Origin of the sequence: Streptomyces xinghaiensis S187 (assembly GCF_000220705.2) — a bacterium.
Lineage (GTDB): Bacteria > Actinomycetota > Actinomycetes > Streptomycetales > Streptomycetaceae > Streptomyces > Streptomyces xinghaiensis.
Map to the genome: position 1 here is coordinate 426,762 of NZ_CP023202.1, position 23,009 is coordinate 449,770.

Annotated in this window: 22 protein-coding genes, 1 pseudogene and 1 riboswitch; of the genes and pseudogenes, 13 read left to right on the plus strand and 10 right to left on the minus strand. The window is 72.8% G+C overall.

What is annotated here, in order from left to right; genetic code table 11:
* Positions 1-81 precede the first annotated feature (81 nt).
* From SXIN_RS01930 to SXIN_RS01940, 3 genes are all read right to left on the minus strand, one after another.
* Positions 82-372, minus strand: a complete 291-nt coding sequence (locus tag SXIN_RS01930; RefSeq protein WP_019708173.1) for a hypothetical protein — start codon at positions 370-372, stop codon at positions 82-84.
* A complete protein-coding gene (locus tag SXIN_RS01935; protein WP_019708172.1) occupies positions 369-776 on the minus strand; it encodes a DUF6247 family protein in 408 nt (135 codons plus the stop codon). Before SXIN_RS01935 ends, SXIN_RS01930 begins: the two co-directional genes overlap by 4 nt.
* 150 nt (positions 777-926) lie before the next feature.
* Complete coding sequence (locus SXIN_RS01940; RefSeq protein WP_019708171.1) at positions 927-1,232, minus strand: Rho termination factor N-terminal domain-containing protein; 306 nt, start codon at positions 1,230-1,232, stop codon at positions 927-929.
* A 182-nt stretch (positions 1,233-1,414) separates the two neighbouring features.
* On the opposite strand from SXIN_RS01940, the gene SXIN_RS01945 reads away from it, so the two are divergent.
* The 8 genes and pseudogenes from SXIN_RS01945 to SXIN_RS01980 all read left to right on the plus strand — a co-directional run bounded on the left by SXIN_RS01945 (position 1,415) and on the right by SXIN_RS01980 (position 7,278).
* Entirely contained in the window at positions 1,415-1,621 is a 207-nt protein-coding gene (locus SXIN_RS01945) for a DUF397 domain-containing protein (RefSeq protein WP_019708170.1), read from the plus strand.
* 148 nt (positions 1,622-1,769) lie between these two features.
* Positions 1,770-2,196, plus strand: a pseudogene (locus tag SXIN_RS01950) (class I SAM-dependent methyltransferase); the annotation flags it as partial.
* Between the two features lie 214 nt (positions 2,197-2,410).
* Positions 2,411-3,325: an ABC transporter ATP-binding protein gene (locus tag SXIN_RS01955; RefSeq protein WP_019708168.1), complete on the plus strand. Its 915-nt coding sequence runs from the start codon at positions 2,411-2,413 to the stop codon at positions 3,323-3,325.
* 143 nt (positions 3,326-3,468) lie between these two features.
* Positions 3,469-4,197 (plus strand): ABC transporter permease, encoded by a 729-nt coding sequence (locus SXIN_RS01960; RefSeq protein ID WP_238153644.1) that lies wholly within the window; start codon positions 3,469-3,471, stop codon positions 4,195-4,197.
* A 50-nt stretch (positions 4,198-4,247) separates the two neighbouring features.
* Positions 4,248-4,955 (plus strand): response regulator, encoded by a 708-nt coding sequence (locus SXIN_RS01965; RefSeq protein WP_019708166.1) that lies wholly within the window; start codon positions 4,248-4,250, stop codon positions 4,953-4,955.
* Positions 4,952-6,454: a sensor histidine kinase gene (locus tag SXIN_RS01970; protein WP_095756482.1), complete on the plus strand. Its 1,503-nt coding sequence runs from the start codon at positions 4,952-4,954 to the stop codon at positions 6,452-6,454. Before SXIN_RS01965 ends, SXIN_RS01970 begins: the two co-directional genes overlap by 4 nt.
* A gap of 13 nt (positions 6,455-6,467) precedes the next feature.
* On the plus strand, positions 6,468-6,743 hold the full coding sequence (locus SXIN_RS01975; protein WP_019708164.1) for a hypothetical protein: 276 nt from the start codon (positions 6,468-6,470) through the stop codon (positions 6,741-6,743).
* Positions 6,744-6,891: 148 nt separating this feature from the next.
* Positions 6,892-7,278 (plus strand): hypothetical protein, encoded by a 387-nt coding sequence (locus SXIN_RS01980; protein ID WP_019708163.1) that lies wholly within the window; start codon positions 6,892-6,894, stop codon positions 7,276-7,278.
* Positions 7,279-7,418: 140 nt separating this feature from the next.
* Here the strand turns inward: SXIN_RS01980 and SXIN_RS01985 are convergent, their stop codons facing one another.
* Entirely contained in the window at positions 7,419-8,504 is a 1,086-nt protein-coding gene (locus tag SXIN_RS01985) for a hypothetical protein (RefSeq protein ID WP_095756483.1), read from the minus strand.
* A 271-nt stretch (positions 8,505-8,775) separates the two neighbouring features.
* On the opposite strand from SXIN_RS01985, the gene SXIN_RS01990 reads away from it, so the two are divergent.
* Positions 8,776-9,624 carry an alpha/beta fold hydrolase gene (locus SXIN_RS01990; protein WP_039820841.1) on the plus strand — a complete coding sequence of 283 codons (849 nt, stop codon included), beginning with the start codon at positions 8,776-8,778 and terminating at the stop codon, positions 9,622-9,624.
* A gap of 98 nt (positions 9,625-9,722) precedes the next feature.
* Here the strand turns inward: SXIN_RS01990 and SXIN_RS32865 are convergent, their stop codons facing one another.
* Positions 9,723-10,721, minus strand: a complete 999-nt coding sequence (locus SXIN_RS32865) for a transglycosylase family protein (protein ID WP_050930733.1) — start codon at positions 10,719-10,721, stop codon at positions 9,723-9,725.
* Between the two features lie 70 nt (positions 10,722-10,791).
* Positions 10,792-10,965: riboswitch (cyclic di-AMP (ydaO/yuaA leader) on the minus strand.
* Positions 10,966-11,516: 551 nt separating this feature from the next.
* Here SXIN_RS32865 and SXIN_RS02000 point away from each other — a divergent pair.
* The 3 genes from SXIN_RS02000 (at position 11,517) to SXIN_RS02010 (ending at position 14,692) form a co-directional block, all read left to right on the plus strand.
* Positions 11,517-12,191 carry a hypothetical protein gene (locus SXIN_RS02000; protein WP_019708160.1) on the plus strand — a complete coding sequence of 225 codons (675 nt, stop codon included), beginning with the start codon at positions 11,517-11,519 and terminating at the stop codon, positions 12,189-12,191.
* A 180-nt stretch (positions 12,192-12,371) separates the two neighbouring features.
* On the plus strand, positions 12,372-13,595 hold the full coding sequence (locus tag SXIN_RS02005) for a PP2C family protein-serine/threonine phosphatase (protein ID WP_019708159.1): 1,224 nt from the start codon (positions 12,372-12,374) through the stop codon (positions 13,593-13,595).
* 161 nt (positions 13,596-13,756) lie between these two features.
* Entirely contained in the window at positions 13,757-14,692 is a 936-nt protein-coding gene (locus tag SXIN_RS02010; RefSeq protein WP_019708158.1) for a F510_1955 family glycosylhydrolase, read from the plus strand.
* A 109-nt stretch (positions 14,693-14,801) separates the two neighbouring features.
* On the opposite strand, the gene SXIN_RS02015 is transcribed toward SXIN_RS02010, so the two are convergent.
* The 4 genes from SXIN_RS02015 to SXIN_RS02030 form a co-directional block, all read right to left on the minus strand.
* Positions 14,802-16,067 (minus strand): glucuronyl esterase domain-containing protein, encoded by a 1,266-nt coding sequence (locus tag SXIN_RS02015; RefSeq protein WP_019708157.1) that lies wholly within the window; start codon positions 16,065-16,067, stop codon positions 14,802-14,804.
* A gap of 418 nt (positions 16,068-16,485) precedes the next feature.
* Positions 16,486-17,244, minus strand: coding sequence for an SDR family NAD(P)-dependent oxidoreductase (locus tag SXIN_RS02020; protein WP_019708156.1), 759 nt, complete (start codon positions 17,242-17,244; stop codon positions 16,486-16,488).
* Positions 17,244-18,428: an acyl-CoA dehydrogenase family protein gene (locus SXIN_RS02025; protein WP_019708155.1), complete on the minus strand. Its 1,185-nt coding sequence runs from the start codon at positions 18,426-18,428 to the stop codon at positions 17,244-17,246. Before SXIN_RS02025 ends, SXIN_RS02020 begins: the two co-directional genes overlap by 1 nt.
* A gap of 161 nt (positions 18,429-18,589) precedes the next feature.
* Positions 18,590-19,162 carry a TetR/AcrR family transcriptional regulator gene (locus SXIN_RS02030; RefSeq protein ID WP_019708154.1) on the minus strand — a complete coding sequence of 191 codons (573 nt, stop codon included), beginning with the start codon at positions 19,160-19,162 and terminating at the stop codon, positions 18,590-18,592.
* A gap of 164 nt (positions 19,163-19,326) precedes the next feature.
* Between SXIN_RS02030 and SXIN_RS02035 the strand changes: the two genes are divergently transcribed.
* The gene (locus SXIN_RS02035; protein ID WP_019708153.1) at positions 19,327-20,727 is read left to right on the plus strand and encodes an MFS transporter; all 1,401 of its coding nucleotides are present in this window, start codon (positions 19,327-19,329) and stop codon (positions 20,725-20,727) included.
* Between the two features lie 161 nt (positions 20,728-20,888).
* On the opposite strand, the gene SXIN_RS02040 is transcribed toward SXIN_RS02035, so the two are convergent.
* The gene (locus SXIN_RS02040) at positions 20,889-22,862 is read right to left on the minus strand and encodes a helix-turn-helix domain-containing protein (protein WP_095756485.1); all 1,974 of its coding nucleotides are present in this window, start codon (positions 22,860-22,862) and stop codon (positions 20,889-20,891) included.
* Between the last annotated feature and the right edge of the window lie 147 nt (positions 22,863-23,009).

Below are 23,009 nucleotides of genomic sequence, written 5' to 3' on the forward strand. Positions count from 1 at the left end.
CCCGGGGCACCGGGCGTACGCGGCCGGGCGCAGACCGGACGGGCATACGCCCAACCGCTCGGGACGCGTCCACGGCCGGTCTCAGAGCTGGGTGAACGGTGGAATCACCCGGGTGATCGCGATGAGCCGCAGGCGGGGAAGGGGCAGCGCGTAGAACCAGCCGTCGGCAAGGAGCGGGATACGCCGGACCCCTCCCGGTACGCCCCTCCGGGGCCCCTCCCCCAGGTCGGTGACATCGATGCCGACCTCGGCCAGCGCGACCATCTCTCCCGCGAGGCGCTCGACCTCGGCCACCACCTGCGGGGGCAGCCCCGCCACGACGTGCTCGGCGTCCGGGTCGTACTCCCAGCGCCAGTCGTCCCGGTCGCTCACGCCGCTCCCTGCCGGTGGTCGATACCGGCCTCGGCGCACGCTTCGTCGAGGATGCGGCCGATCTCGGCCGCGATCTCGCGAGCCCGGCCGAAGTCCCCGACCTCAGCCGCACGGGCCTCCAATGCGCGCAAACGGGCGGCTCGTTCGGGGTGACGTTCCACGGCCACGTAGACCGCCCACTGCCCGACGAAGCGGCGCATGGGTGCGGCGCTGACCTGGTCGCGGGATTGCTGCAACGCCGCCGCACGCTCGGCGTCGAAGGTCGGCAAGGCGTCCGGGGCGATCACCGCAAGGGCGGCACGCAACTCCTCCGGAGTGCTCGCCGGCTGGGCGATGCGGGGCTCCTCCACTTCCGCGTCACCGCGGGCGGTGTCGTGCCGCGGGTGGTCGGGCTGCGTGCTCATCGCGGTCTCCAGAGGGAAATCGGTGGGTCCGCCGAGTTCCCTACGTTACGTTGCCGCTCCGACACCGCGCAGGACGGAACCGGATTTCCACCGGAGCCATACCGGCGCCCCTGCCGCCTGACCGGATCAGTGCCGCGCTCCAGCCGTGTGTCAGCGGCCGAGCGCCCGGGCGAGTTCCTGCTTGTTCATCGAGGAGCGCCCCTCGATGCCCCGCTTCCTGGCCTCCGCGTAGAGCTCGTCCCGCGTCTTGGAGCCGCCGGAGCTCTTCGAACCGGCGGAACGGCTGGAGCCGCCGGAACCGCTGGACGACTTGGCCTCCCCCGCCTGCGCCCGCTTCTTGTTCACCGTGCGGCCCGCCAGTTCCTTGGCCCGCCCGGTGGAGGCGCCGCGTTCCTCGGCGCTCTCCTTGATGTGCTCGTACTGCCGCTCACGCTTGGACCCGGACTTGCCCGGCATGTGTTCCTCCTTCGGAGCTCTTGTCGCGTCTCGTGCGCGGGTACCCCGGGCGGCGTTGATAACCCCGTAGGGGGCGGAATCCCGATGCCGCCGGACGCGCGCCGATCGGTTGAGCGGTGGGAGAGGGGGCAGACAACCATGGGAGAACTGGAACCCCGGCCCGAGGAGCTGCTAGGGGAGCTATGACAGCCGAACAGCGGATACAGGACGACGCAGAACTCGTCTGGTTCAAGAGCAGCTACAGCGGTGGCGACGGCGGAGAGTGCGTCGAGGTGGCCGTGGAGCCCGCCACCGTCCATGTCCGGGACTCCAAGAACGCGCAGGGGGCCCGCCTGTCGTTCGGCAGCGCCCCGTGGGCGGCCTTCGTGGGCTTCGCCGCCGGGCGCTGACCACGGCGGCCCGGCATTCCGGGGCGTCGCGGACGTTGGTCCGTGACGCCCCTTCTCCGTCCGGGAAGTTCTCCGGAAACCCGCTCCGGCGCCGCGCTGGAACCCCGTTCCAGAGCTCTCGGCAAGGGCCGGAACCACCGGGCGCGTACGGGCCGGGGCGGGGGTGGACGTCCGCTTCCACTGCGGCGACGCCTTCGACCTCACCGCGACCGCACTGACGGGCCCCTACGACCTGATCCACGACTCCGGGTGCTTCCACCACCTGCCGCCCCACCGCCGCGTCAGCTATCTCGAACTCCTCGACCGGGTCCTCGCCCCCGGCGGCCATCTCTCCCTCACCTGCTTCGCCGCCGGCGCGATGGGCTCCGAGCTCCCCGACGCGGCCTTGTACCGGCAGTCCGGGCTGCAAGGCGGCCTCGCCTACACCCCGGAGTCCCTGCGCTGGATCTTCTCCGACTTCACGGAGACCGAACTCCGCCCGGATGCGCGACGAACCTCCCGAGTCCCCGCACTTCGGCGAGCCCTTCCTCTGGACGGCCCTCTTCCGCCGCGGGACCACGGCGACTTCCCGGTAGTGGGCGCAGGACTCCTGCCACACCCGGTTTCTGTGAGTTTCTGTGAACTCGCGGTGCGGCGCGCCCCTTGGCCCGGACTTTTCCGAGGGCCGGGGCTTCCGGCTCCCACAGGGCTCCCATCCACGTGCAGGTCCGGCACAGACGGGCGGACGAGGGTGGGGCCGTGCAGGCGGCGATCGCCTGCACGGCACACACCACCGGTTCTGGAGCCCTGATGATCGAAGTTCGCGGACTGACCAAACGCTACGGCGAGGTCCTCGCCGTGGATGACCTGACGTTCACCGTCCGCCCCGGGGAGGTCACCGGGTTTTTGGGACCCAACGGCGCGGGGAAGTCGACCACGCTGCGTCTGATCCTGGGTCTGGAATCCGCCGATTCGGGGACTGCCACGGTGGACGGCCGTCCCCACGCCGCGCAGCCCGCGCCCTTGAGGGCGGTCGGCGCGCTGCTGGACCCGGGGGCGGTGCTGCCGAGCCGCACCGCGTACCACCACCTGCTGGCCCTCGCGGCGGGCAACGGGATCCCGCGCAGCCGGGTGGACGAGGTGCTGGACGACGTCGGCCTGGGGAACGCGGGCCGGCGCAGGGCCGGGTCCTTCTCGCTGGGGATGCGGCAACGGCTGGGGATCGCCGCGGCGCTGCTGGGCGATCCACCGGTTCTGATCTTCGACGAGCCCCTCAACGGCCTCGACCCGGAGGGCATCGTGTGGATCCGTCACCTCATGCGCCGGATGGCCGCCGAAGGCCGCGCCGTGCTGATGTCGAGCCATCTGATGAGCGAGCTGGAGCTGACCACGGACCATCTCGTCGTCGTCGGACGCGGCCGCCTGATCGCGGACATGACGATGAAGGCCTTCATCGCAGCGCACTCCGACCGCGAGGTGCTGGTCCGCAGCCCCCGGACCGGATCGCTGCGCCGGGCGCTGCCCGCTGCCGCGACGGTGCGCGAGGAGGGTGTGGACACCCTGGTCGTAACCGGTCTGGACACGGCGGAGATCGGAGCGCTGGCCGCGGCGAACGATGTGGAGCTGCACGAGCTGACGAGCCGCCGGGTCTCGCTGGAAGAGGCGTTCATGGAGCTGACCCGCGATGTGCAGGAGTACCGGGCGGAGAGGGAGGCGAGCCGATGAGCCGGACGGGAACACGGTTCCGGCCGGCGGCGGGGGACTCGACGGCACCGGCGCGGCAGGAGAGGCTGCCCGCGGCCCCGGGCACGGCGGGCCGGGCGACGTTCCGGCACTGCCTCAGCGCCGAGTGGATCAAGATCCGTACGATGCGGTCCACCCTTTACGTGGTCCTCGGGACCCTGGCGTTCTGCATGGGGCTCGCCGCGCTGAGCAGTACGTCCGCCGGGGAGGAGTACGCGGCGATGACGAGTGCCGACCGGGCGGTCTTCGACCCCCTGGCCATCAGCCTGCGCAGCTATCTGCTCGCACAGATCGCGCTCGGTCTGCTGGGCGGCCTGGTGATCACCTCCGAGTACGGCGCCCGCACGATCGTCGGCACGCTGACGTCCGTGCCGAACCGGGTCCGCCTCCTGGCGGCCAAGGCACTGGCGCTGGTGGGTGTGACGCTCCCGGTCGGGCTCCTGGTGTCACTCGGCGGGTTTCTGATCGGGCAGGCGTCGCTGGAGGCGGCGGGTGCTCCGCATCTGGGACTGTCGGACGGCACGGCGCTGCGCGGCGTCGTGGGCTGCGGGCTGTATCTGACACTGGCGGGTCTGTTCGGGCTCGCTCTCGGTACGGTGATCCGCAGCACGACGGCGACGGTGACGACCCTGTTCGGTGTGCTGCTGATCGTGCAGGCGTTCGCACCGGCACTGCCCGGGGCACTCGGCGACTGGCTGGCGACGTACTGGCCGCCCGTCGCCGGAGGTCAGATCATCACCGCCTACCGTGACCCGGCGCTGCTCGCACCCTGGTCCGGGCTCGCCGTCATGGCGGCGTGCGTCGCGGCCCTGCTGGCCGCCGCGTTCGCCGTCTTCCGCAGGCGCGACGCGTAGCGGGCCGCGAGCCCGGAAGTGAACGACCGGTCGGGGACGGGACGGGACGGATGACGGCATCACCCACGCTCCTGGTGGTGGAGGACGAGCCGACGCTGCGGGAACTGCTGTCCGCGAGCCTGCGGATCGCCGGCTTCGACGTCCTCCCGGCCGCGACCGGCACCCAGGCCCTGGCCGCCGTGCGCGAGCGGCGCCCCGACCTGATCGTGCTCGACGTGATGCTGCCCGACATCGACGGCTTCGAGGTCGTGCGCCAACTGCGCGACGGGCGTTCCCCGGTGGCGGCGAGCCATCCGCCGGTCCTGTTCCTCACCGCCCGCGACGCGCCCGAGGACCGGATCGGCGGACTGCGGGCGGGCGGCGACGACTACGTCACCAAGCCGTTCAACCTGGAGGAGCTGATCCTGCGGATCCGGGCCGTCCTGCGCCGCACCAGCGGCCTGCAGGAGGACGGCCGGCTGACCGTCGGCGACCTGGAACTGGACCCGGACAGCCACCAGGTGACGCGGGCCGGGCAGCCGGTACATCTCTCCCCCACGGAGTTCAGCCTCTTGCGCGTGCTGATGGAGAACGCCGGACAGGTGCTGTCGAAGGCCCGGCTTCTCGAACTCGTGTGGCACTACGACTTCGGAGGCGACGACTCCATCGTCGCCTCCTACATCAGCTATCTGCGCCGCAAGATCGACGCGGGCGGGGAGCCCCGGCTGATCCGCACGGTGCGCGGCACCGGCTACGTCCTGCGCAAGCCCCGGCCGTGAAGGGGCCCTCGGTACGCGGCCGGCTCCCGCTCCGTGGCCGGGGCGGCCGGCTCTCGCTGCGCGGCCGGCTGCTGACGATCTCCGTGCTGCTGCTCGTGGCGGCCCTGCTCGCCAGCACCGCCGTGCTCGTCACCCTGCTCCGGCGGGACCTGGTGCACCAGGTGGACGACCGGTTGCGCACCGCCGCCGCGGTGGCCGCCCGCGTCCCCGTACCGTCCGGCGTGGCGGGCGGCCCCGTGGAGGGGGCGCCGTCCGGGGACTTCTACCTGGCCTACCTCGACGCGGACGGCCAGGTGCTGCGCGTCGTGCGGTCGGCCGAGGGAAACGCCCCCGGGCTGCCGGCGCTCGACGCGGCGGCGGTCGGCGCACGCGGCGGCCGCCCCTTCGAGGCCCCGTCCGCCGGCGGCGGCGACGCGTGGCGGGTGATCGCCGAACCGATCCCGGGGGCTGACGGGGAGGCACCGGGCGAGGGGGCCGCGCACGGCGGCAGTGTCGTCGTCGCCGGCTCCCTCTCGCAGGTCGGCGCGACGATCCGGCAGCTCGGCGTCCGGGTGCTGGTCATCGATTCCCTGGTGCTCATGCTGCTCGGCGTGGTCGGTTGGTTCGCCGTAGGCGCCGGGCTGCGCCCCCTGCGCCGGATCGAGGCGACCGCGGCGGCCATCGCCGGCGGCGACCTGACGCACCGTGTCCCTCGACCGGTTTCGACGCGCACCGAGTTGGGCCGTCTGTCCGCCGCGCTCAACGGCATGCTGGACCGGATCGAAGCGGGCGACGCCGCCCGGGACGCGACCGAGCAGCGCATGCGCCGCTTCCTCGCGGACGCCAGCCATGAACTGCGGACGCCCCTCTTCGGCATCAAGGGCTTCACCGAGCTGTACCGGATGGGCGGCATGCCCGAACGCACCGACGTCGACGCCGCCATGGGCCGCATCGAGCGCGAAGCAGGCAGGCTCGTACGGCTCGTCGAGGACCTGCTGCTGCTCGCGCGCCTGGACGAGGGCGCCGCCGGTGCCGACCTGCCGCTCCGGCTCACCCCCATGGACCTGCGCACCCTGGCTGCCGACGCGCTGCACGACCTGCGCGCGCTCGATCCCGGACGCCCGGTCACCCTTACGGGGCCCGGTGGCGGTCGTCCGGGCGGCGCGCCGGTCCTCGGCGACGAGGCGCGGCTGCGCCAGGTGACCTCCAACCTCGTCGGCAACGCCATCGCCCACACCGCGCCCGGCACCCCGGTACGGATCGGCGTCGGTACCGAGCAGGGCCGGGCGGTTCTCGAACTGCGCGACGAGGGGCCGGGCATGTCGGCGGAGCAGGCCGCCCGTGCGTTCGACCGCTTTTACCGTGCGGACAGCGCCCGCGGCCGGGCCGAGGGGGGCGGGGCGGGCCTCGGCCTCGCCATCGTCGACTCGCTGGTGTCAGCGCACCGGGGACGGGTGGAGATCCACACCGCCCCCGGCGCGGGAGCCACCGTCCGCGTCCTGCTGCCCCTGGCCCCGTAGCCGTGACGCGTCCATGCCGACCAAGCACCTCGGTGAGGCGGAGACCTGCGTACTGATCACGCACCGGTCGAAGTTCCGCGGTTCCCTGTGGATCACGGACGACCGGTCCGCGGGCGCGTTCGCACGCCGCCGCGGCATCACGGCCAAGGAGACCTACGACCTCATGAGCCAGGCAGCGGTCGACGGCCTCGTCTCCCCGGCGGAAGGCCACCGGCTGCTGCACGCCATGGTGAGCGCCGGACGCCATCTGCACCGCCTCTCCAGACGTCCCGAAGATCTCCTGTACTGATCCCGCCGGGTCCGCGGCGGGCCCCGGCCCACTGGACCGCTTCCCGCAACGGAAGTCGGCCCATACCCCGGTTTCCCGTTGTGTTCACTCGGTCGTGAGGCCAGCATGGCCCCGAATCGTCCCATCGAGGATGGATCGAGGAGGAGTTGTGCGAAGAAGCATCCGCGCCGCGCTGACCCTGGCGGCGGCGACCGTCATGGTGGGGAGCACCGCCTTACCGGCCTCCGCCGAGCCGAACCCGCCCGGTTGTCCCAAGGGTTACTTCTGCGGCTGGTCCAACGGCGAGGCGTACCCGGTCGGCACGCCCAGCATCAGGACCGCCGGCAACTGGTCCGGCAGTGTGTCGATCAACAAGTTCTTCAACAACGGATACGCCTACCCGGGAGCCGACCACGTCACCATGACCTGGTACACCTGGGGTGGCTCCGGCCCGCACTCCATATGCGTTCACTACAACCCGGGGCCCGGCCAGTACGAGGGCTACTTCGGCGACAGCGTCCGGCTGGTCAAGGTCCGCTGGCGCGGGGAGTGCTGACCCGCTGACGGTCCGCCGCGCGGAATGGCGCGGACCGGCTCCCGGAAGCACCGTGACGACGCACGAGCCGCCCAGTGCTTTCGCCCGGTGAGGAGCGGCGGGCTTCCCGTCAGTCGCGGGATGTGCCCGCCGCCCGTCCGTCACCAGTCCCCGTCCTGGACCGGTGAACCCTGTTGCGGCGCGTCGCCGAGCGGGTGGGTCTGGTGCGGGGACGGGGGCTGCCAGGGCGTGTGGTCGTCGCCCAGCCACTCGCCCACCGGCTTGACCCCGCCCAGGGTGTCCGTGGGCGCCAGGTCGGCCGCGTCCTCGTCGTAGTAGTCGTACCAGGGCAGGCCGGCGCGGGTGTACGCGGCGCGGTCCACGGGGGACGGGGGCGGTTCCTCGCCGGTGATGCGGCGCCACTCCGGCGGGGTCACCAGGTGGACGAAGACGCGGCCGGCCGGCTCCTCCGACCAGTCGGAGAGCGGCCGGTCGTCCCGGTACACCTCCTGGCGCATCGAGCCGCCGACGCCCAGACCCATGGCCGCCGCCGCACGCGGGGCCGCCGCGCCGGGGGCCGGGGGCGCTCCGGCGGGCGCGGCCGCGGCGGCGAAAGCGGGCCCGCCGGCTCCGGCGGAGCCGGGAGGGGGCGCCGCGCTCCGGTACCGGGCGCGTACGGCCGCCTGGCGCTCGGCACGCCGGCGCTGCTCCTCGCGCCACACCGCCAGCGCCGGGCCGGAGAGGGGGAAGGACTGGAGTTGCACGCCGCCCCAGGTCTCCTCGCCGGTCACCTGGCCCTCCACCGTGGCGCCCATGCCCAGCGGCACGGCGACGAACTGACGCACCTTCCCCTTGCCGGAGTTGATGCCGTCCAGCCAGGGCTGCCGGGGCAGGACCACGTAGTTCTGCGGCGTGCGCCGCAGCCCGGCTGTCCACGGCTCGCCGGAGACGGCGCACACCTTGCCGACGCCGACCTGGAGCGCGGCCGGTTCCGCGCTGCCCGCGAAGCTCAGCCACATCGCCTCCCGCAGATACACGGGCAGCAGCACCCCGCCGCGCTCCCGCATCGCCCGCGGCACGGTGCCGGCATGGTCCTCGACGCGGCGCACGGGGAACTCGCCGAGGCCGGGCGGCAGCGGATGCGTCCCGGTCTCGGGCAGGCGCAGCGTCCGGATGAAGCGGACCCTCACCCCGCCGCCCAGCAGCAGGCTGTTCCCGTCGATCCGCACCGCGCCGTGTCCGGCCATGCCGTCCCCTCCCGTTCCCGCCCCTCGGCCCGCGTGTCCGCAAAGCCGTCTCCCGGTGCCTACCACGACGTACGGCCCGGAGCGGTTCCCTTCCGGGCAGCCGCCCGGGCCCGGGGAACGCCCCGCGTGCCCGCCGGGACAGCCGCCGCCGCGCGGCCGGGGGGACGCGGTACGCCTCCGCCCGGTGGTGCGCCTCCACGGCCGGGCAACCCTTTCTGCCTACTCTCCCGTCATTACCCCCATCGGACATCACATCAGGAGAGATGCACAGATGCCCCTAGTGACCGTCGGCCGTGAGAACAGCACCGACATCGAGCTCTACTACGAGGACCACGGCGACCCCGCCGGACAGCCGGTGGTCCTGATCCACGGCTACCCGCTGGACGGCGACTCCTGGGAGAAGCAGCTCCCGGCCCTGCTCGCGGCCGGGTACCGGGTGATCACATACGACCGCCGCGGTTTCGGCCGTTCCGGCCGGCCCACCACCGGCTACGACTACGACACCTTCACCGCCGACCTGCACACCCTCATGACCACCCTGGACCTGCGGAACGCGGTCCTCGCCGGGTTCTCCATGGGCAGCGGCGAGGTCGGCCGCTACCTGGCCACCCACGGCTCGGAGCGGGTGGCCAAGGCCGCCTTCCTCGCCTGTCTGGAGCCCTATCTGCTCAAGACCGACGACAACCCGGCCGGGGTGGACGGCGAGGTCTTCGAGGAGATCGCGGCCGCGGTGAGCCGGGACCGCTACGCCTACTTCACCGAGTTCTACAAGGCCTTCTACAACCTCGACGAGACCCTGGGCAGCCGGATCAGCGAGGAGGCCGTCCGGGCGAGCTGGAACACCGCGGCCGGGGCCTCCCCGCACGCCTCCTTCGCCTGTGTGGCCACCTGGACGACCGACTTCCGCGCGGACGTGGCCCGCATCGCCGAACTCGCCCTGCCCACGCTCGTCCTGCACGGCACCGGGGACCGGATCCTGCCCGTGGACTCCACCGCCCGGCCGCTGCGCAAGCTGCTTCCCCACGCCGAGTACGTGGAGATCGAGGGCGCACCGCACGGCCTGCTGTGGACCCATGCGGAGGAGGTTACGGAGTCGCTGATGGCCTTCCTCCGGGACTGACCGCCCGGGTGACACGCGAGAGGGCCAGAGGGGCGTACGCCCTTCCGGCCCTCTCGGCCGCGCCCGCGGTCCGTATGGGCCGGGCCGCAACAGGCTGGTCAGTACGGGCCGTTGACGTTGTCGATCGATCCGTAGCGGTCGGCCGCGTAGTTGCAGGCCGCGACGATGTTGGCGACCGGGTCGTACTGGCTGTTCGCCGTGCCCGGGACGTGGTACGCGTCGAAGGTCGGCTTGATGACCTGCAGCAGGCCGATGGACGGGGTGCCCTTCTGGGCGTTGATGTCCCAGTTGTTGATGGCGTTCGGGTTGCCGCTGGACTCCCGGATGATGTTGCGGTGGATCCCCTCGTAGGTGCCGGGGATGCCGTGCTGCTTCATGATGTCCAGGGCCTCGCGGATCCAGCCGTCCAGGTTGTTCGCGTAGGACTTCCCGGAGGCGGACGGGGCGGGGGCCGCGGGCTTCGCCTGCTGCGCCGCATCGCCGCTGTGTCCGGCGCCGGGCCGGGAGGCGTCGAGGGAGAGCTCCTGGCCGGGGAAGATGAGGTGCGGGTTGTCGCCCACGGTCTCCCGGTTGGTCGCGTAGACGGTCTTCCAGCCGCCGTCGACGTCGTACGCGGTGGCGATCCGGTGGAGGGTGTCGCCGCTGACGACGGTGTAGGACTCCGGACCGGTCCGCTTCCGCCCGGCCTCGGGGGCGGCCTTGGGCTGGGCGGCCTTCGGCTTGGCCGGGGAGGCCGCCTCGGGCTGCGCGGCCGTGTCGATGTCCGGTGCCCCGGAGTCCCGGGACAGTCCGGCCTTGGGGCCGCAGGTGGGCCAGGCGCCCGGGCCCTGGACGGCGAGCAGCTTCTCGCCGGCGGCGATCTGCTGGTCCTTGGTGGCGAGGTCGGCGCGCGACGCGTACTCGGTGCCGCCGACCGACTCCCAGCTGGACTGCGAGAACTGCAGTCCGCCGTAGTAGCCGTTGCCGGTGTTGGCGGCCCAGTCGCCGCTGCTCTCGCAGGCGGCGACCTCGTCCCAGACGGCGACGGGCGCGGCGTTCGCGCTGCCCGCCGTCAGCAGGGGGGCGGCAACACCCGCTCCGCCGGCCGTGAGAACCACGGAAACGCGGGAGACCTGACGGGAAATCGTTGAAGTGCGCGGTCGGCGGTGGCGGCCACGAGACATAGTTGTGCGTCCTCTCCGACGCCTGCGAGGTTAGCTGTCGGATTCGGGCTGGAGTTGCCCGGCCAATTCCCCTGACGCGCGTGGCGTATTCGGGAATTGGCTTCACCCCTAGCCGGACCGGGCGGAGCGCGCGGTACGGCAGTCTGTGGTTTCCCCGCTCCTGCCGCGCTGATCTGCTGTTTCTCCACCGGCCGGGCGGCAGGACTCGGCGTGTTCCGGCGGTGGAGCCCCCGCCATCGAGCGGAGGCGAGGACACATAAACACAGCGATTTGGTAAAGACAAGGTGAGCGAAAGCAACCCCATTGCGGACCGCTGCCGATACCGCTATTGCGGACACCGTGCGCACCGGATCTTCACCGGAGCGTGAAAGGGCCGGAACCCTTCGCGCGCTCAAATCTCGGCGGGGGAAGGAGAATCGGGGAATGGCGCGGCCGGGGATCTCCCCGGGGTATGCGGACGGGGAGCGGGGAATGTGATCCGGGACACACGGCGGGAGAGGTTTGGCTCAGATCGGCCCCATTCCGCACCGAGTTGACTTATCCCTCGAACACCCCCGAATCGGAAATTACCCGCACAGAGGACTCTTCCCGGGCCGGTCCTCCCGCTCCCGGCGCGCGGGCGCTGGGTGCCACGAGCGTTCCGGGCGTCAACGAGTAGGGTGCGCCGGTGCGTTGGCCCATCGGGCCGGCCGGCGATGCCGTGGGCGTGACGGGGGCGGGGACGGGACAATGCGAGGCTGGGTCAAGGCCGCGGCGGCCGCCGTGGTCCTCGGGCTGGGCGGCTGGGCCGCCGAGCCCTTCGCGCGGGACTGGATGCTGACCGGAAGCGCCTGCGACGGGGCGCTCCCCCGGGAGGCGGCCGGGCAGCTCCGGCCCGGGGGCACCCATGTGGAGGAGGAGAGCTCCCGGCACACGGAAGAGCTCGGGTCCTACACGTGCGACGTCACCCTCGACGGCGGGAACGACCTCTTCTGGATGAGGGCCCACACCCGGCGGGACGACCAGGACACGGCCTTCATGCGGACCTTCCCCAAGGACGGCTGGTCATGGCAGGCGCCCCTGCCCGACGGCCTGCCCGGGTTCCTCGACGACCGCGGCACGATCAGTCTCATGCTGCCCTGCCCGGATCTCGGCGAGGACGACGACGGCAGGCCGCGCAAGCTCCTGATACGGACCGGGTTCGGCCAGGACGCCCTGACCGGGGTGCCCGGAGCCGCGTACCGGACCGTCGTCGCCCCCGCCGGGGCCGCGCATGCCGCCTTCGCCTTCGCTGCCGCCGTTTCCCCGGCTTCCCCCGTCACGCATCCCGACAGCGCAGCGACCGTCCGTACTCACGACCGCTCCGGGCCCGCGGGCCGGCAGTGGCCGGTGCCGCAGATGAGAAAGGCCGAAGAAGAGCTCTGACCTGCCGCTCGGCGCCGGTCCCGGCCCTCCCGGAGGCGTGCCGTTCCGGAAGCACCGGGTGACATCCGGGGCGATGGGTAAACGGAACTATCTCCGCGGTCAAGGGCGGAACCGGCCGATGGCGTCCGGAAGGCCGCCGCACCGCCGCGGAGTCTCCGTGACCGGAAGGAGGCGGACACCGTGACCGACGCGGTTCGGGTGGGAAAGGTGCTCACCGACCTGATGCAGGCCGGCCACACCTCGGCGCTGGAGCAGCTGCCGGGCGTCGTGGCCGCGCACGCCGAGACCGTGGGCCTGCACGACGTGGCGCTGTTCGCGGTGGACCTCCAGCAGAAGGCGCTGCGGCAGCTGACCGGCCGGGGACCGGACGCGGGCGAGGGCGGGACGGAAGTGGCGGTCGACGGCACCCTGCCGGGCCGCGCGTACCAGAACGTGACCATCGTCAGCGAACCCGCCCCGGAGACGGCTCGCGGCCGGTGCCGGTGGTGGGTCCCGGTCACCGACGGGGTGGAGCGCCTCGGCATGATGCGCGCGGACACCGCCGCGGAGGACGGACAGAGCCGGGAAGCGGTCCGCCATCTGGCCTCAATGGTGGCGTTGCTGCTGCTCAGCAAGCGGTCCTTCAGCGACTCGTACGCCCGCCTGGTGCGCAGCAGGCCGATGAACGTGGCCGCGGAGATGCAGTGGAACCTCACGCCGCCCCCCGCCTTCGCCGGGCACAACGCCATCGTCACCGCCGCCCTGGAACCGGCCTACGAGGTCGGGGGCGACGCCTACGACTACGCCCTCACCGGCACCAGTCTGCACCTGGGCATCTTCGACGCCATGGGGCACGACACCACCGCCGGGATCACCGCCAATGTGGCGGTGTCCGCCTGCCGCAACGCCCGCCGTCAGGGTGCCTCCCTGGCCGAGTCCAGCCGGCTGGTGGAGAAGACGCTCAACGAGCAGTTCGGGACCAGCCGCTACATCACCGGGATCCTGGCCGACCTCGATCTGGAGACCGGGCGGCTGGCCTGGGTCAACCGCGGCCACCACCTTCCGGTGGTGATCCGCTCGGGCGGCCGGCCCAGCCAGCTGGCCTGCCCCCCGGGCGGCCCGATGGGCGCCTCCCTGAAGCTCCCGGTGACCGTCTGCGAGGAACAGCTGGAGCCCGGCGACCGCCTCCTGCTGTACACGGACGGCATCACCGAGGCCCGCGGCGCCGACGGCAGGCAGTTCGGTATGACCCGTTTCGTGGACTTCGTCATGCATCACCATGCCAACGGGCAACTTCCCCTGCACGAGACCCTGCGCCGACTGATGCACGCGGTGCTCGAGCACCACGACGGCAGGCTCGACGACGACGCGACCGTGCTGCTGGCCGAGTGGGCCGGCGGCCGCCAGGAGAAGCTCGTTCCCTGAGGCGGGCGCGCGGGCCCGCCCCGTGCCTTCCGGGCGGGCACCCACGGCGCACGGCGTACGTTGGATGAGGTGGTGGTGAACGGCTCCGCCCGGTTCACCACCGGGTGTGCCGTACGCCGGACCGCACCCAGCCCACGCCGTTCCGACCCGAGGATCTCCGTATGCCCGCCCGTTCCCGTCCCCGTTCCGCGGCTGTCGCGGCCTCCGCCGCCGCGGTCCTGCTGGCCGCCGTCCTGACCGGCTGCTCCGACGACTCGAGCCCGGAGGGGCCCGGCAGTGCGTCCGCCACGGAGTCCGCCCAGTCCACCAAGTCCACCGGGCCTTCCCCCGGCCCGGAGGCCTCGGTCGGCGGGATCGGCCACATCCACGGGCTCGGCGTCAATCCCGGCGACGGCAGGCTCTACGTCGCCACGCACCGCGGTGTCATCGCGGTGGACGACGACGGCTCCGCCGAGCGCGTGGGCGACACCGCCGACTACATGGGCTTCACCGTCGCCGGGAAGGACACCTTCCTCGGCAGCGGCCACCCGGCCGAGGGAAGCGGCGACCACGCCAACCGCGGGCTGATCAGGAGCACCGACGCCGGGAAGACCTGGACGTCCCTCTCCCTCGCGGGGAAGTCCGACTTCCACTCCCTCGAAGAGGTCGACGGCACCATCTACGGCTACGACAGCACGGCCGGTCTGCTGCGCGTCAGCGAGGACGGCAAGAAGTGGGACGAGCGCGCCGAACTGGCGGCCCTGGACATCGCCGTGAGCCCCGAGGACCCCGGCACGGTCCTGGCCACCACCCGGAGCGGCGTCGCGCGGAGCACCGACGGCGGCAAGACCTTCGGCGGCGGGAACGAGCCGGTGCTGACGCACCTCTCCTGGGCGGAGGGCGACGCCCTGTACGGGATCGCCCCCGACGGGGTGGTGCACCGCAGCACCGACGGCGGCAAGAGCTGGAAGAAGGCCGGGACCACGCCGGGCGGGCAGGCGCAGGCGCTGACGGCCGTCGACGCCGAGCGCGTCCTGGCCGCCACCCAGAGCGGGGTGTACGAATCCCGCGACGGCGGCAAGTCCTTCACCCGGCGGCTGGCGATGTCGGAGGACTGATACCGGAGAACACCGGAGCCCGGCGCTCGCACGCCGGGCTCCGGACTCGCCTCAGGGCCGGTCGGTCACGGGGACGGGCGGTTCCCGTCTCCCCTCGGCCCGGTCGGGGCTAGTCGGTCAGGGTCGGGGTCTGCCAGTTCCTCCACTGCGAGAGGTTGCCCTGCTTCTTGCTGGAGATCCTGATCGTGCCCGAGCTGCTGCCCGTCCCCAGCATGTACTTCTGGATGTGCTGCTGCAGGGGGCCGCGCCACTCGGACCGGCTGGCGCAGTGGTTGCCGTCCTGGATGTCGGACCAGTAGGTGATGTTGCTCCCGGCACCGAGCGCCTTGTAGATCTCCGCTCCGCCGAGGGCCGCCACACTCCCGGAGCCGGCGCCCAGCCAGTCGATGTGCGGGTTCTCCATGATGAAGAGTCCGCGCGGCGCGACCATGCCCACGATCTCGTGGGTGTCCACCGGCAGCCTGGACGGGTCGCTCGTGTAGGAGCCGAAGGCGTCACCCAGCCACGGCTGTTCTCCGTAGCCGCTGCTCAGCGGCTGCGCGCCGTTCTCCCGCGGGATGCCGCGGAAGATGGGAGCTCCGCCGGTGCCCGACTCGATCGGCATGGTCAGGGCGATGCGCTGGTCGAACGCACCGGCCACGAAGGCGCCCTTGCCGTACCGGGAGCAGCCGGTGACGCCGGTGCCCTCGGCCTTGAGGACGCTGCCGTCCGACTGCTCGATGACGTCGATGATCCGGCTGACGCCCCAGGCCCAGGCCATCAGCAGCCCCGTGCTGCTGTTGGAGCCGTAGACGCTGTAGAAGGCGCCCTGCTTGTTGTTGCGGGGCGTGCCCTCCCGTCCGACCGCGAACGGGTCGAAGCTGATGACGGCGGCACCGGCGGCCTTGATGGTGGAGGTGTCCGCGCCGAAGCCCCCGTAGACGATGACGGCCGGGAAGGGCCCGGACCCGCTCGGCAGGTCGACGCTCGCCGAGAAGCTGGAACTCCTGCCGTTGTCCGACACGTTGACGGTGATGCTGCTCCGGGAGACCGATCCCGAGACGTTCTGCGGCTTGGCGGGTTTCGTGCCGTAGACCGTCTTCTCCGCCAACTTCTTGATCTCGGCCCGCCGGCACCGCCAGTCGGACTTCGCGGTCACCCGCGAGCCGTCCAGCTTGGTGAACGGGTCGGGAAGCAGGGAGTTGGAGGGTGTGGAGCCCGGGTCGGGCACGTTGCAGTCGGCGCCGTCGTCCTCGACGTCGGCCGCGAACTGCGGGGCGGCTCCGGGGCCGGGGGCGGCCACCGCCTGTGGGCTGAGGGTGGCGGCGCCCAAGCTCGCGACGGCCACGAAGACCGCGGCGGCCCATGCCCGGGGCCGGTATCGATGGAAGCGCATGTGGGGGAACCTCCATGAGAAAGGCGCGCAGCCGAGGGAACGGCTCCCTGGCCGACGACATGGAGCCGTGAAGTTGCCACTGCACGCCAGGTGGTGGGAAACGTCCCGGACCGCGAGGTGGCCGCAGCTGCCCCCAGACTCCGACCACGGCCCAGAACACTCGCACGGTACAAGGGCGTTGGCCGCCCCACAACCCCGCGCCGAACTGGCCGGACTCCGGATCCCCGCCGTGGACGGCTCGGTTTCGCCGGGGCCGGATAGAACGATTCAGCGACTCCGGGGGCTCTGCCGCCCCCGGCCGGCCGCGCGGGAGGACACCGCTGCCGCGGAAAGGCGCCGCCGCACCCGGTCATGAGGTGCGGCGGCGCCTCGCGGCGGTGCGTCCGGCCGGCCCGCGAGGGGCCGCGGCCGGTGCGCGCTAGCGCGGGGCCATGCGCAGGGCGCCGTCCATGCGGATCGTCTCGCCGTTGAGGTAGTCGTGGTCGATGATCGCCAGGGCGAGCTTGGCGTACTCCTCGGGGGCGGCGAGGCGCTGCGGGAACGGCACGCCGGCGGCGAGCCCGGCCCGGAACTCCTCGGACACGGTGGCCAGCATGGGCGTCTCGACGATGCCCGGCGCGATGGTGCAGACGCGGATGCCGTACTGGGCGAGGTCACGGGCGGCCGGCAGGGTCAGCCCGACGATGCCGCCCTTGGAGGAGGCGTAGGCGGCCTGGCCGACCTGGCCCTCGTAGGCGGCGATGGAGGCGGTGTTGACGATGACGCCGCGCTGGCCGTTCTCGTCGGCGCCGGTCTGCGCGATGGCCTCGGAGGCGAGCGCGAGGACGTTGAAGGAGCCGATCAGGTTGACCTGCACGATCTTGGCGTAGAGGCCGAGGTCGTGCACGCCCTTCTTGCCCAGGATGCGCATGGACGGGCCGATGCCGGCGCAGTTGACGACGGTGCGCAGCGGGACGCCGGAGGACGCCGCCGCCGTGACGGCGGCCCGGACCTCGTCGCCGTCGGTGACATCGGTCGGCACATAGGTGATGCCCGCCGTCTCCGGGGCCTTCTCGATGCTCCCGGGGAGGTCGAGGGCGAAGACCTTCGCCCCCTGCTTCACCAGGGCGGCGGCGGTCGCCGCGCCCAGGCCGGAGGCCCCGCCGGTGACGATGGCGGCGGTGTTCTCGATACGCATTACTGCTGCTCCTTGTTCCGCACGGTGATGGTGCCGCGGCTGTCCTTCTTCAGCGCGCGGCTGATCACCATGCGCTGGATCTGATTGGTGCCCTCGAAGATCTGCATCACCTTGGCCTCCCGCATGTAGCGCTCCACGGGGAAGTCACGGGTGTAGCCGTAGCCGCCGAGCACCTGGACGGCGTCGGTGGTGACCTTCATGGCGTTGTCCGTAGCGACCATCTTCGCCACCGACGCCTCACGGCCGAACGGCAGCCCCAGGTCCTTCAGCCGGGCGGCGGCCAGCGTGACGGCGCGGGCGGCGTCGACGGCGGCGGCCATGTCGGCCAGGACGAAGGCCAGTCCCTGGTGCTCGATGATCGGCTTGCCGAAGGTCTCCCGCTCCTGGGCGTAGCGCAGGGCGTGGTCCAGCGCGCCCTGGGCGAGGCCGGTGGCCACGGCCGCGATGCCGAGCCGGCCGGAGTCGAGGCCGGCGAGGGCGATCGGCAGGCCCTGGCCCTCGGCTCCGATGCGGCGGTGCCGCGGGACCCGTACGCCGTCGAAGCGCATGGTCGCGGTGGCCGAGCCGGTCAGGCCCATCTTGCGCTCGGGCGGGTCGGCGGAGAGGCCGGGGGTGTCGGCCGGGACGAGGAAGCAGGAGATGCCGTGCGACCGGTCCTCGGAGGTGCGGGCCATGACCGTGTAGAAGTCGGCGTAGCCGCCGTGGGTGGTCCAGGCCTTGCTGCCGTTGAGCACGTAGTGGTCGCCGTCGCGGACGGCACGGGTGCGCATGGCCGCGGGGTCCGATCCGGCGTGCGGCTCGGAGAGGCAGTAGGCGCCGAGCGTCTCGCCGCCGAGCATCCCGGGGAGCCACTCCTCCTTCTGCTCGTCCGTGCCGTACGCGGCGAGGGCGAAGCAGGAGAGGGCGTGGACCGAGACGCCGACGCCGATGCTGGACCAGACCGCCCCGATCTCCTCCAGGACCTGCAGATAGACCTCGTAGGGCTGCTCGCCGCCCCCGAAGTCCTCGGGGTAGGGGAGGCCCAGCAGGCCGGCGCGGCCGAGGGTGCGGAAGACGTCGCGGGGGAACTTCTCGTTGGCCTCCCACTCGGCGGCGCGGGGGGCGAGTTCCTTCTCGGCGAGTTCACGGGTGAGACCGATGAGGTCGGCGGCCTCCCTTGTGGGGAGCGTTCGCGTTGCGGGCATGGTTGCCGTCCCTTGAGTGATACTGGAGCCGATACGAGAGTATCGCTACCGGTACGGGCCCGGCCAGCGGGGAGCCTGCCCGCGGCCGGTGATCCGGCAGGCAGGGCAGGGAGGACCGGCCGGGGCCGGGCGCCGGGCCCGCCGGTCGGGAAGAAGCCGGGTCAGGAAGAGACGGCGTGCACGATGAGCGAGGCCAGTTCGGCGTACGCGTCGGCGTCACTCAGCCCGGTGTTCGCGGTGACCCCGCCCCGCTGGATCTCCTGCATCGTGGCCGCGACGACCTCGCCCACGAAGGCGGCGTGGACGTCGCGGAACGCTCCCGCGGCCACACCCTCCGTGATCAGCTGCCGTACCCGGGCGGACGCGTGGCGCGTATTGGCCTCGTAGACCTCGCGGGCGGGCGCGAACTCCGCCATGTCGTCGAGGAAGCGCCGGGAGAGCGGCCTGAGCTGCGCGGACACGGCGTTCAGATAGACCACCACGCGGTCCGCCGGGGCCGAGGTGTCGGCGACCTGCTTCTCGACGGCCTCGGTCGCCGCCCGGAAGTAGTACTTCACCGCCTCCCGGACCAACTCTTGCTTGCTGCCCGCCAGTTGGTACAGCGTCGTCTTGGAGCAGCGCAGCCGCACGGCCAGGTCGTCGAGGGTGAAGGAGGCGAAGCCCTCGGCCGCCACCAGCGCGACCAGACGCCGGAGCAGATCGCTCTGGCGGGCGGTGCGGCGGGCGGACGGCATGGCGTCAGCGTATCCGGTGCCTCCGGCGGCCGTCCGAGGGCATGGGTGTCGCGCGCACCCCTGGCCGCCGAAGTGTGGTGTCCCACCACATGGGCCGGTGATCTGCGCGTTCCTACGGTGTGGCGACACGATCGTCCCCGAACCGCCCCCGGAAGTGGTGACCCATGGCTGCTACGGCACCCGCCCCACCGAACTCCAGCTCGCTCAAGCGCGTCGTCGCCGCGAGCCTCATCGGCACCACCATCGAGTGGTACGACTTCTTCCTCTACGGTGCCGCCGCGGCGCTCGTCTTCAACCAGCTCTTCTTCCCCGGCTCCGACCCGCTCGTCGGCACCCTGCTGGCCTTCGTCACCTACGCCGTGGGCTTCGCCGCCCGCCCCATCGGCGCCCTGGTGTTCGGCCACTACGGCGACAAGCTGGGGCGCAAGAAGCTGCTGGTGCTGAGCCTGCTGCTGATGGGCGGCGCGACCTTCGCCATCGGCCTGCTGCCCACCCACGCCACCATCGGCACGGCCGCCCCGGTGCTGCTGACCGTGCTGCGGCTGGTCCAGGGCTTCGCCCTGGGCGGCGAGTGGGGCGGCGCGGTCCTGCTGGTCTCCGAGCACGGTGACGCGAAGCGGCGCGGCTTCTGGGCGTCCTGGCCGCAGACGGGAGCACCCGCCGGGCAGCTGCTCGCGACCGGTGTGCTCGCCCTGCTGACGGGTCTGCTGTCGGACGCCGCCTTCGTGTCCTGGGGCTGGCGCGTCCCGTTCCTGCTCTCCGGCGTCCTCGTGGTGATCGGGCTGTGGGTCCGGCTGGCCGTCGACGAGTCCCCCGTCTTCCGGCAGGCGCTGGAGCGGGCCGAAACCCGCAAGGCCGCCGAGAAGCCGGTCGCCGAGAGGATGCCGCTGATCGCCGTGCTGCGCCATCACTGGCGGGACGTGCTGATCGCGATGGGCTCCCGGATGGCCGAGAACATCAGCTACTACGTCATCACAGCCTTCATCCTGGTCTACGCGACCTCCGAGGTGGAGCTGAGCAAGCAGACGGCGCTCAACGCCGTACTGCTCGCCTCGGCCGTGCACTTCGCCACGATCCCCGTCTGGGGCGCCCTGTCGGACCGCTTCGGCCGCCGGCCCGTGTACCTGCTGGGCGCCGCGGGCGTGGGCCTCTGGGTCTTCCCGTTCTTCGCGCTGATCGACACCGGGAGCTTCGCCGGCCTGTTGCTCGCGGTCACGGTGGGGCTGGTCTTCCACGGTGCGATGTACGCCCCGCAGGCGGCGTTCTTCGCCGAGATGTTCGCGACCCGGATGCGCTACTCCGGCGCCTCCATCGGCGCGCAGTTCTCGTCGGTGCTGGCGGGCGCCCCGGCGCCACTGATCGCCACGGCGCTCCTCAACGACTACGGCAGCTCGACGCCCATCGCGCTCTACGTGATCGCCGCCGCGCTGATCACGCTGCTGGCGGTCTGGATCGCCAAGGAGACCCGTCACCGCGACCTGACGGAGCTCGACCCGGAGGGCGACACCCCCGTGGAGCCGGCGGGTGCCGCCGCGGCGTCCGGGGCGGCGGCCCGCACGGCCTGACCGGCGGCGCGGCGCGCACGACGGCGTGAGACGGCGCCTCCGCACCCCTGGGACGGGGGGTGCGGAGGCGCTTCCCCGTCCCGGTGCCCTCCGCGGCGGCGCACCGGGGCATCGGGGCACCGCGCACCGGGGCATCGGGGCATCGGGGCATGACCGCGGTGTCACCCGTCGATCGCCCCGGCCAGCCGGTGCAGGCGCAGGGCGAGCTGCACCTCCAGTGCGCCGGACGGGGAGTGCCAGCCGGCGCCCAGGAGCCGTCCGACGCGCTCCAGCCGCTGCGCGACGGTGTTCACGTGGACGTGCAGCTCGTCCTTGGTGCGGGCCGGGCTCATGCCGCAGGCGAAGTACGCCTCCATGGTGCGCACCAGTTCGGTGCCACGCCTTGCGTCGTAGTCGGTGACCGGTCCGATCGTGCGGCGGACGAAGGACGCGACGTCCCGGGAGTCGGCCAGCAGCAGTCCGAGGAACCCGAAGTCCTCGGCGGTGGCCCCCTGACCGGCCCGCCCCAGCAGGAGCAGCGCCTCCAGGCAGCGCCGGGCCTCGGCGTACGCGGTGGCGACGGCGCCCGGACGCGCCACGGGCGCCGGTACGGGCGCGGACGCGCCGACGGTGACGGTGCCCCGCACGGCGGTGCCGAGCTGCCTGGCGGTCTGCCGGGCGGTCTCGGCGGCGCTCTCCTCCGGTCCGGCCGGGAGCAGCAGCACCGTGCCGCCGTCGCGGGCGGCGGCCAGGCCGTGCCGGGTCGCCGCGAGGTGCGAGGCCGCCGACCAGAGGCGCTGCCGGTCGGCGGTCCGCCGTGCGGCCGCGCCGGCGCCTGCTGCCCCGCCGGCCCTGTCGCCTGCCGACTCGCCGGTCCCGCCGCCGGGCCCGCCGTCGCTCTCGACGCGGGCCGCGAGCACGACATGCGGAGCGTCGAGGTCGGCCGTCAGCCGGGCCGCACGCTCGCGCAGCAGGCTCGGATCGCGGTCCGGGGCGTCCAGCAGGTCGTCCAGGAGTTCGCCCCGTACCCGCTGCTCGGCCTCGCCCGCCGAGCGGCGCGCGATCAGCAGCAGCGAGGTGACCATGGCGGCGCGCTCCAGCGTGCGCTGGTCGACGGGGTCGAGCTCCGGGTGCCCGTGCAGGACGAGGGCGCCGAAGAGCTCCCCGCCCGCGGAGACGGCGGCCACCCAGTCGTCGCCGTGCCGCACGGCGCGCCCGGCGGCGCGGGAACGCTCCACGACCGGGTCCGTCGAGGCGCCGGCCTCGGTGAACTCCACGGCCCCGGACAGCACTTCGGCCACAGCGTCCGCGACGTCGCGCACCCCGCCGCCCCGGAGCACCAGCTCGGTCAGCCGGTCGTGGACCTCCGAGGCGCGCTCGATGACGGCACTGCGGTCGCGGATGATGCCGTGGGCCGTCTCCAGCTCGGCGAGCGCGGAGCGCGTCTCGGACAGCAGGTTCGCGGAGTCGATGGCGACGGCGGCGTGGGCGGCGAAGGAGGCGAGCAGGGCGATCTGCTGGCGTTCGAAGACCCGGGCCCGCCGGTCCGCGGCGAACAGCACCCCGATCACGCTGCTGCCGGTCATCAGCGGGACGCCGAGGATCGCCACCAGGCCCTCGTCGCGTACGCCCGAGTCGATCGCCCGGGTGTGCTCGAAACGGGGGTCGTCGAAGTAGCTGTCGGTGACGTACGGGCGCGCGGTCTGCGCGACGAGCCCGCCCAGCCCCTCCCCCATGCCGAGCCGGAGCTGCTGGAAGCGGGCGGACACCGAACCGTCGGTGACCCGCATGTAAGTGTCGCCGGCCTCCGGGTCGTTCAGCGTCATATAGGCGCACTCGGTGCCCAGCAGCGACCGGGCGCGCTGCACGATGGCCTGCAGCACGGCGTCCAGGTCGCGGAGGCCGGCCAGGTCGTGCGCGGTTTCGAAGAGGGCGGACAGTTCCGCCTCGCGCCGCCGGCGCCCCTCCAGCTCGGTCCGCACCCGCAGGGCGAGCAGCTTGCCGCGCTCCAGGGCGGCCAGCTCCTCCGGTCCGGCCCCGTCCGCGCGGGCGCGCTGCAGCGGCTGCTCGTACTCCTCGACGGGCGCGCCGCGGGACAGCAGCTCCAGATAGGGGGCTTCGGCGGCCCCGGCGGGACGGGGCGGGGATCCGGGCATGGACCCAGGGATACCCGGGGCGGGTCCCCGCGCGCCAGCCCGGTGCGCCGCCGGCCCGCGGGCCGGAGCGGCCGGGAAGGGGGGAGGGACCGGGCGTGGCCGGCGGCACAGCGGCTCGCCGTCTCCGCCGCCGCCCGCTCCGGTGGG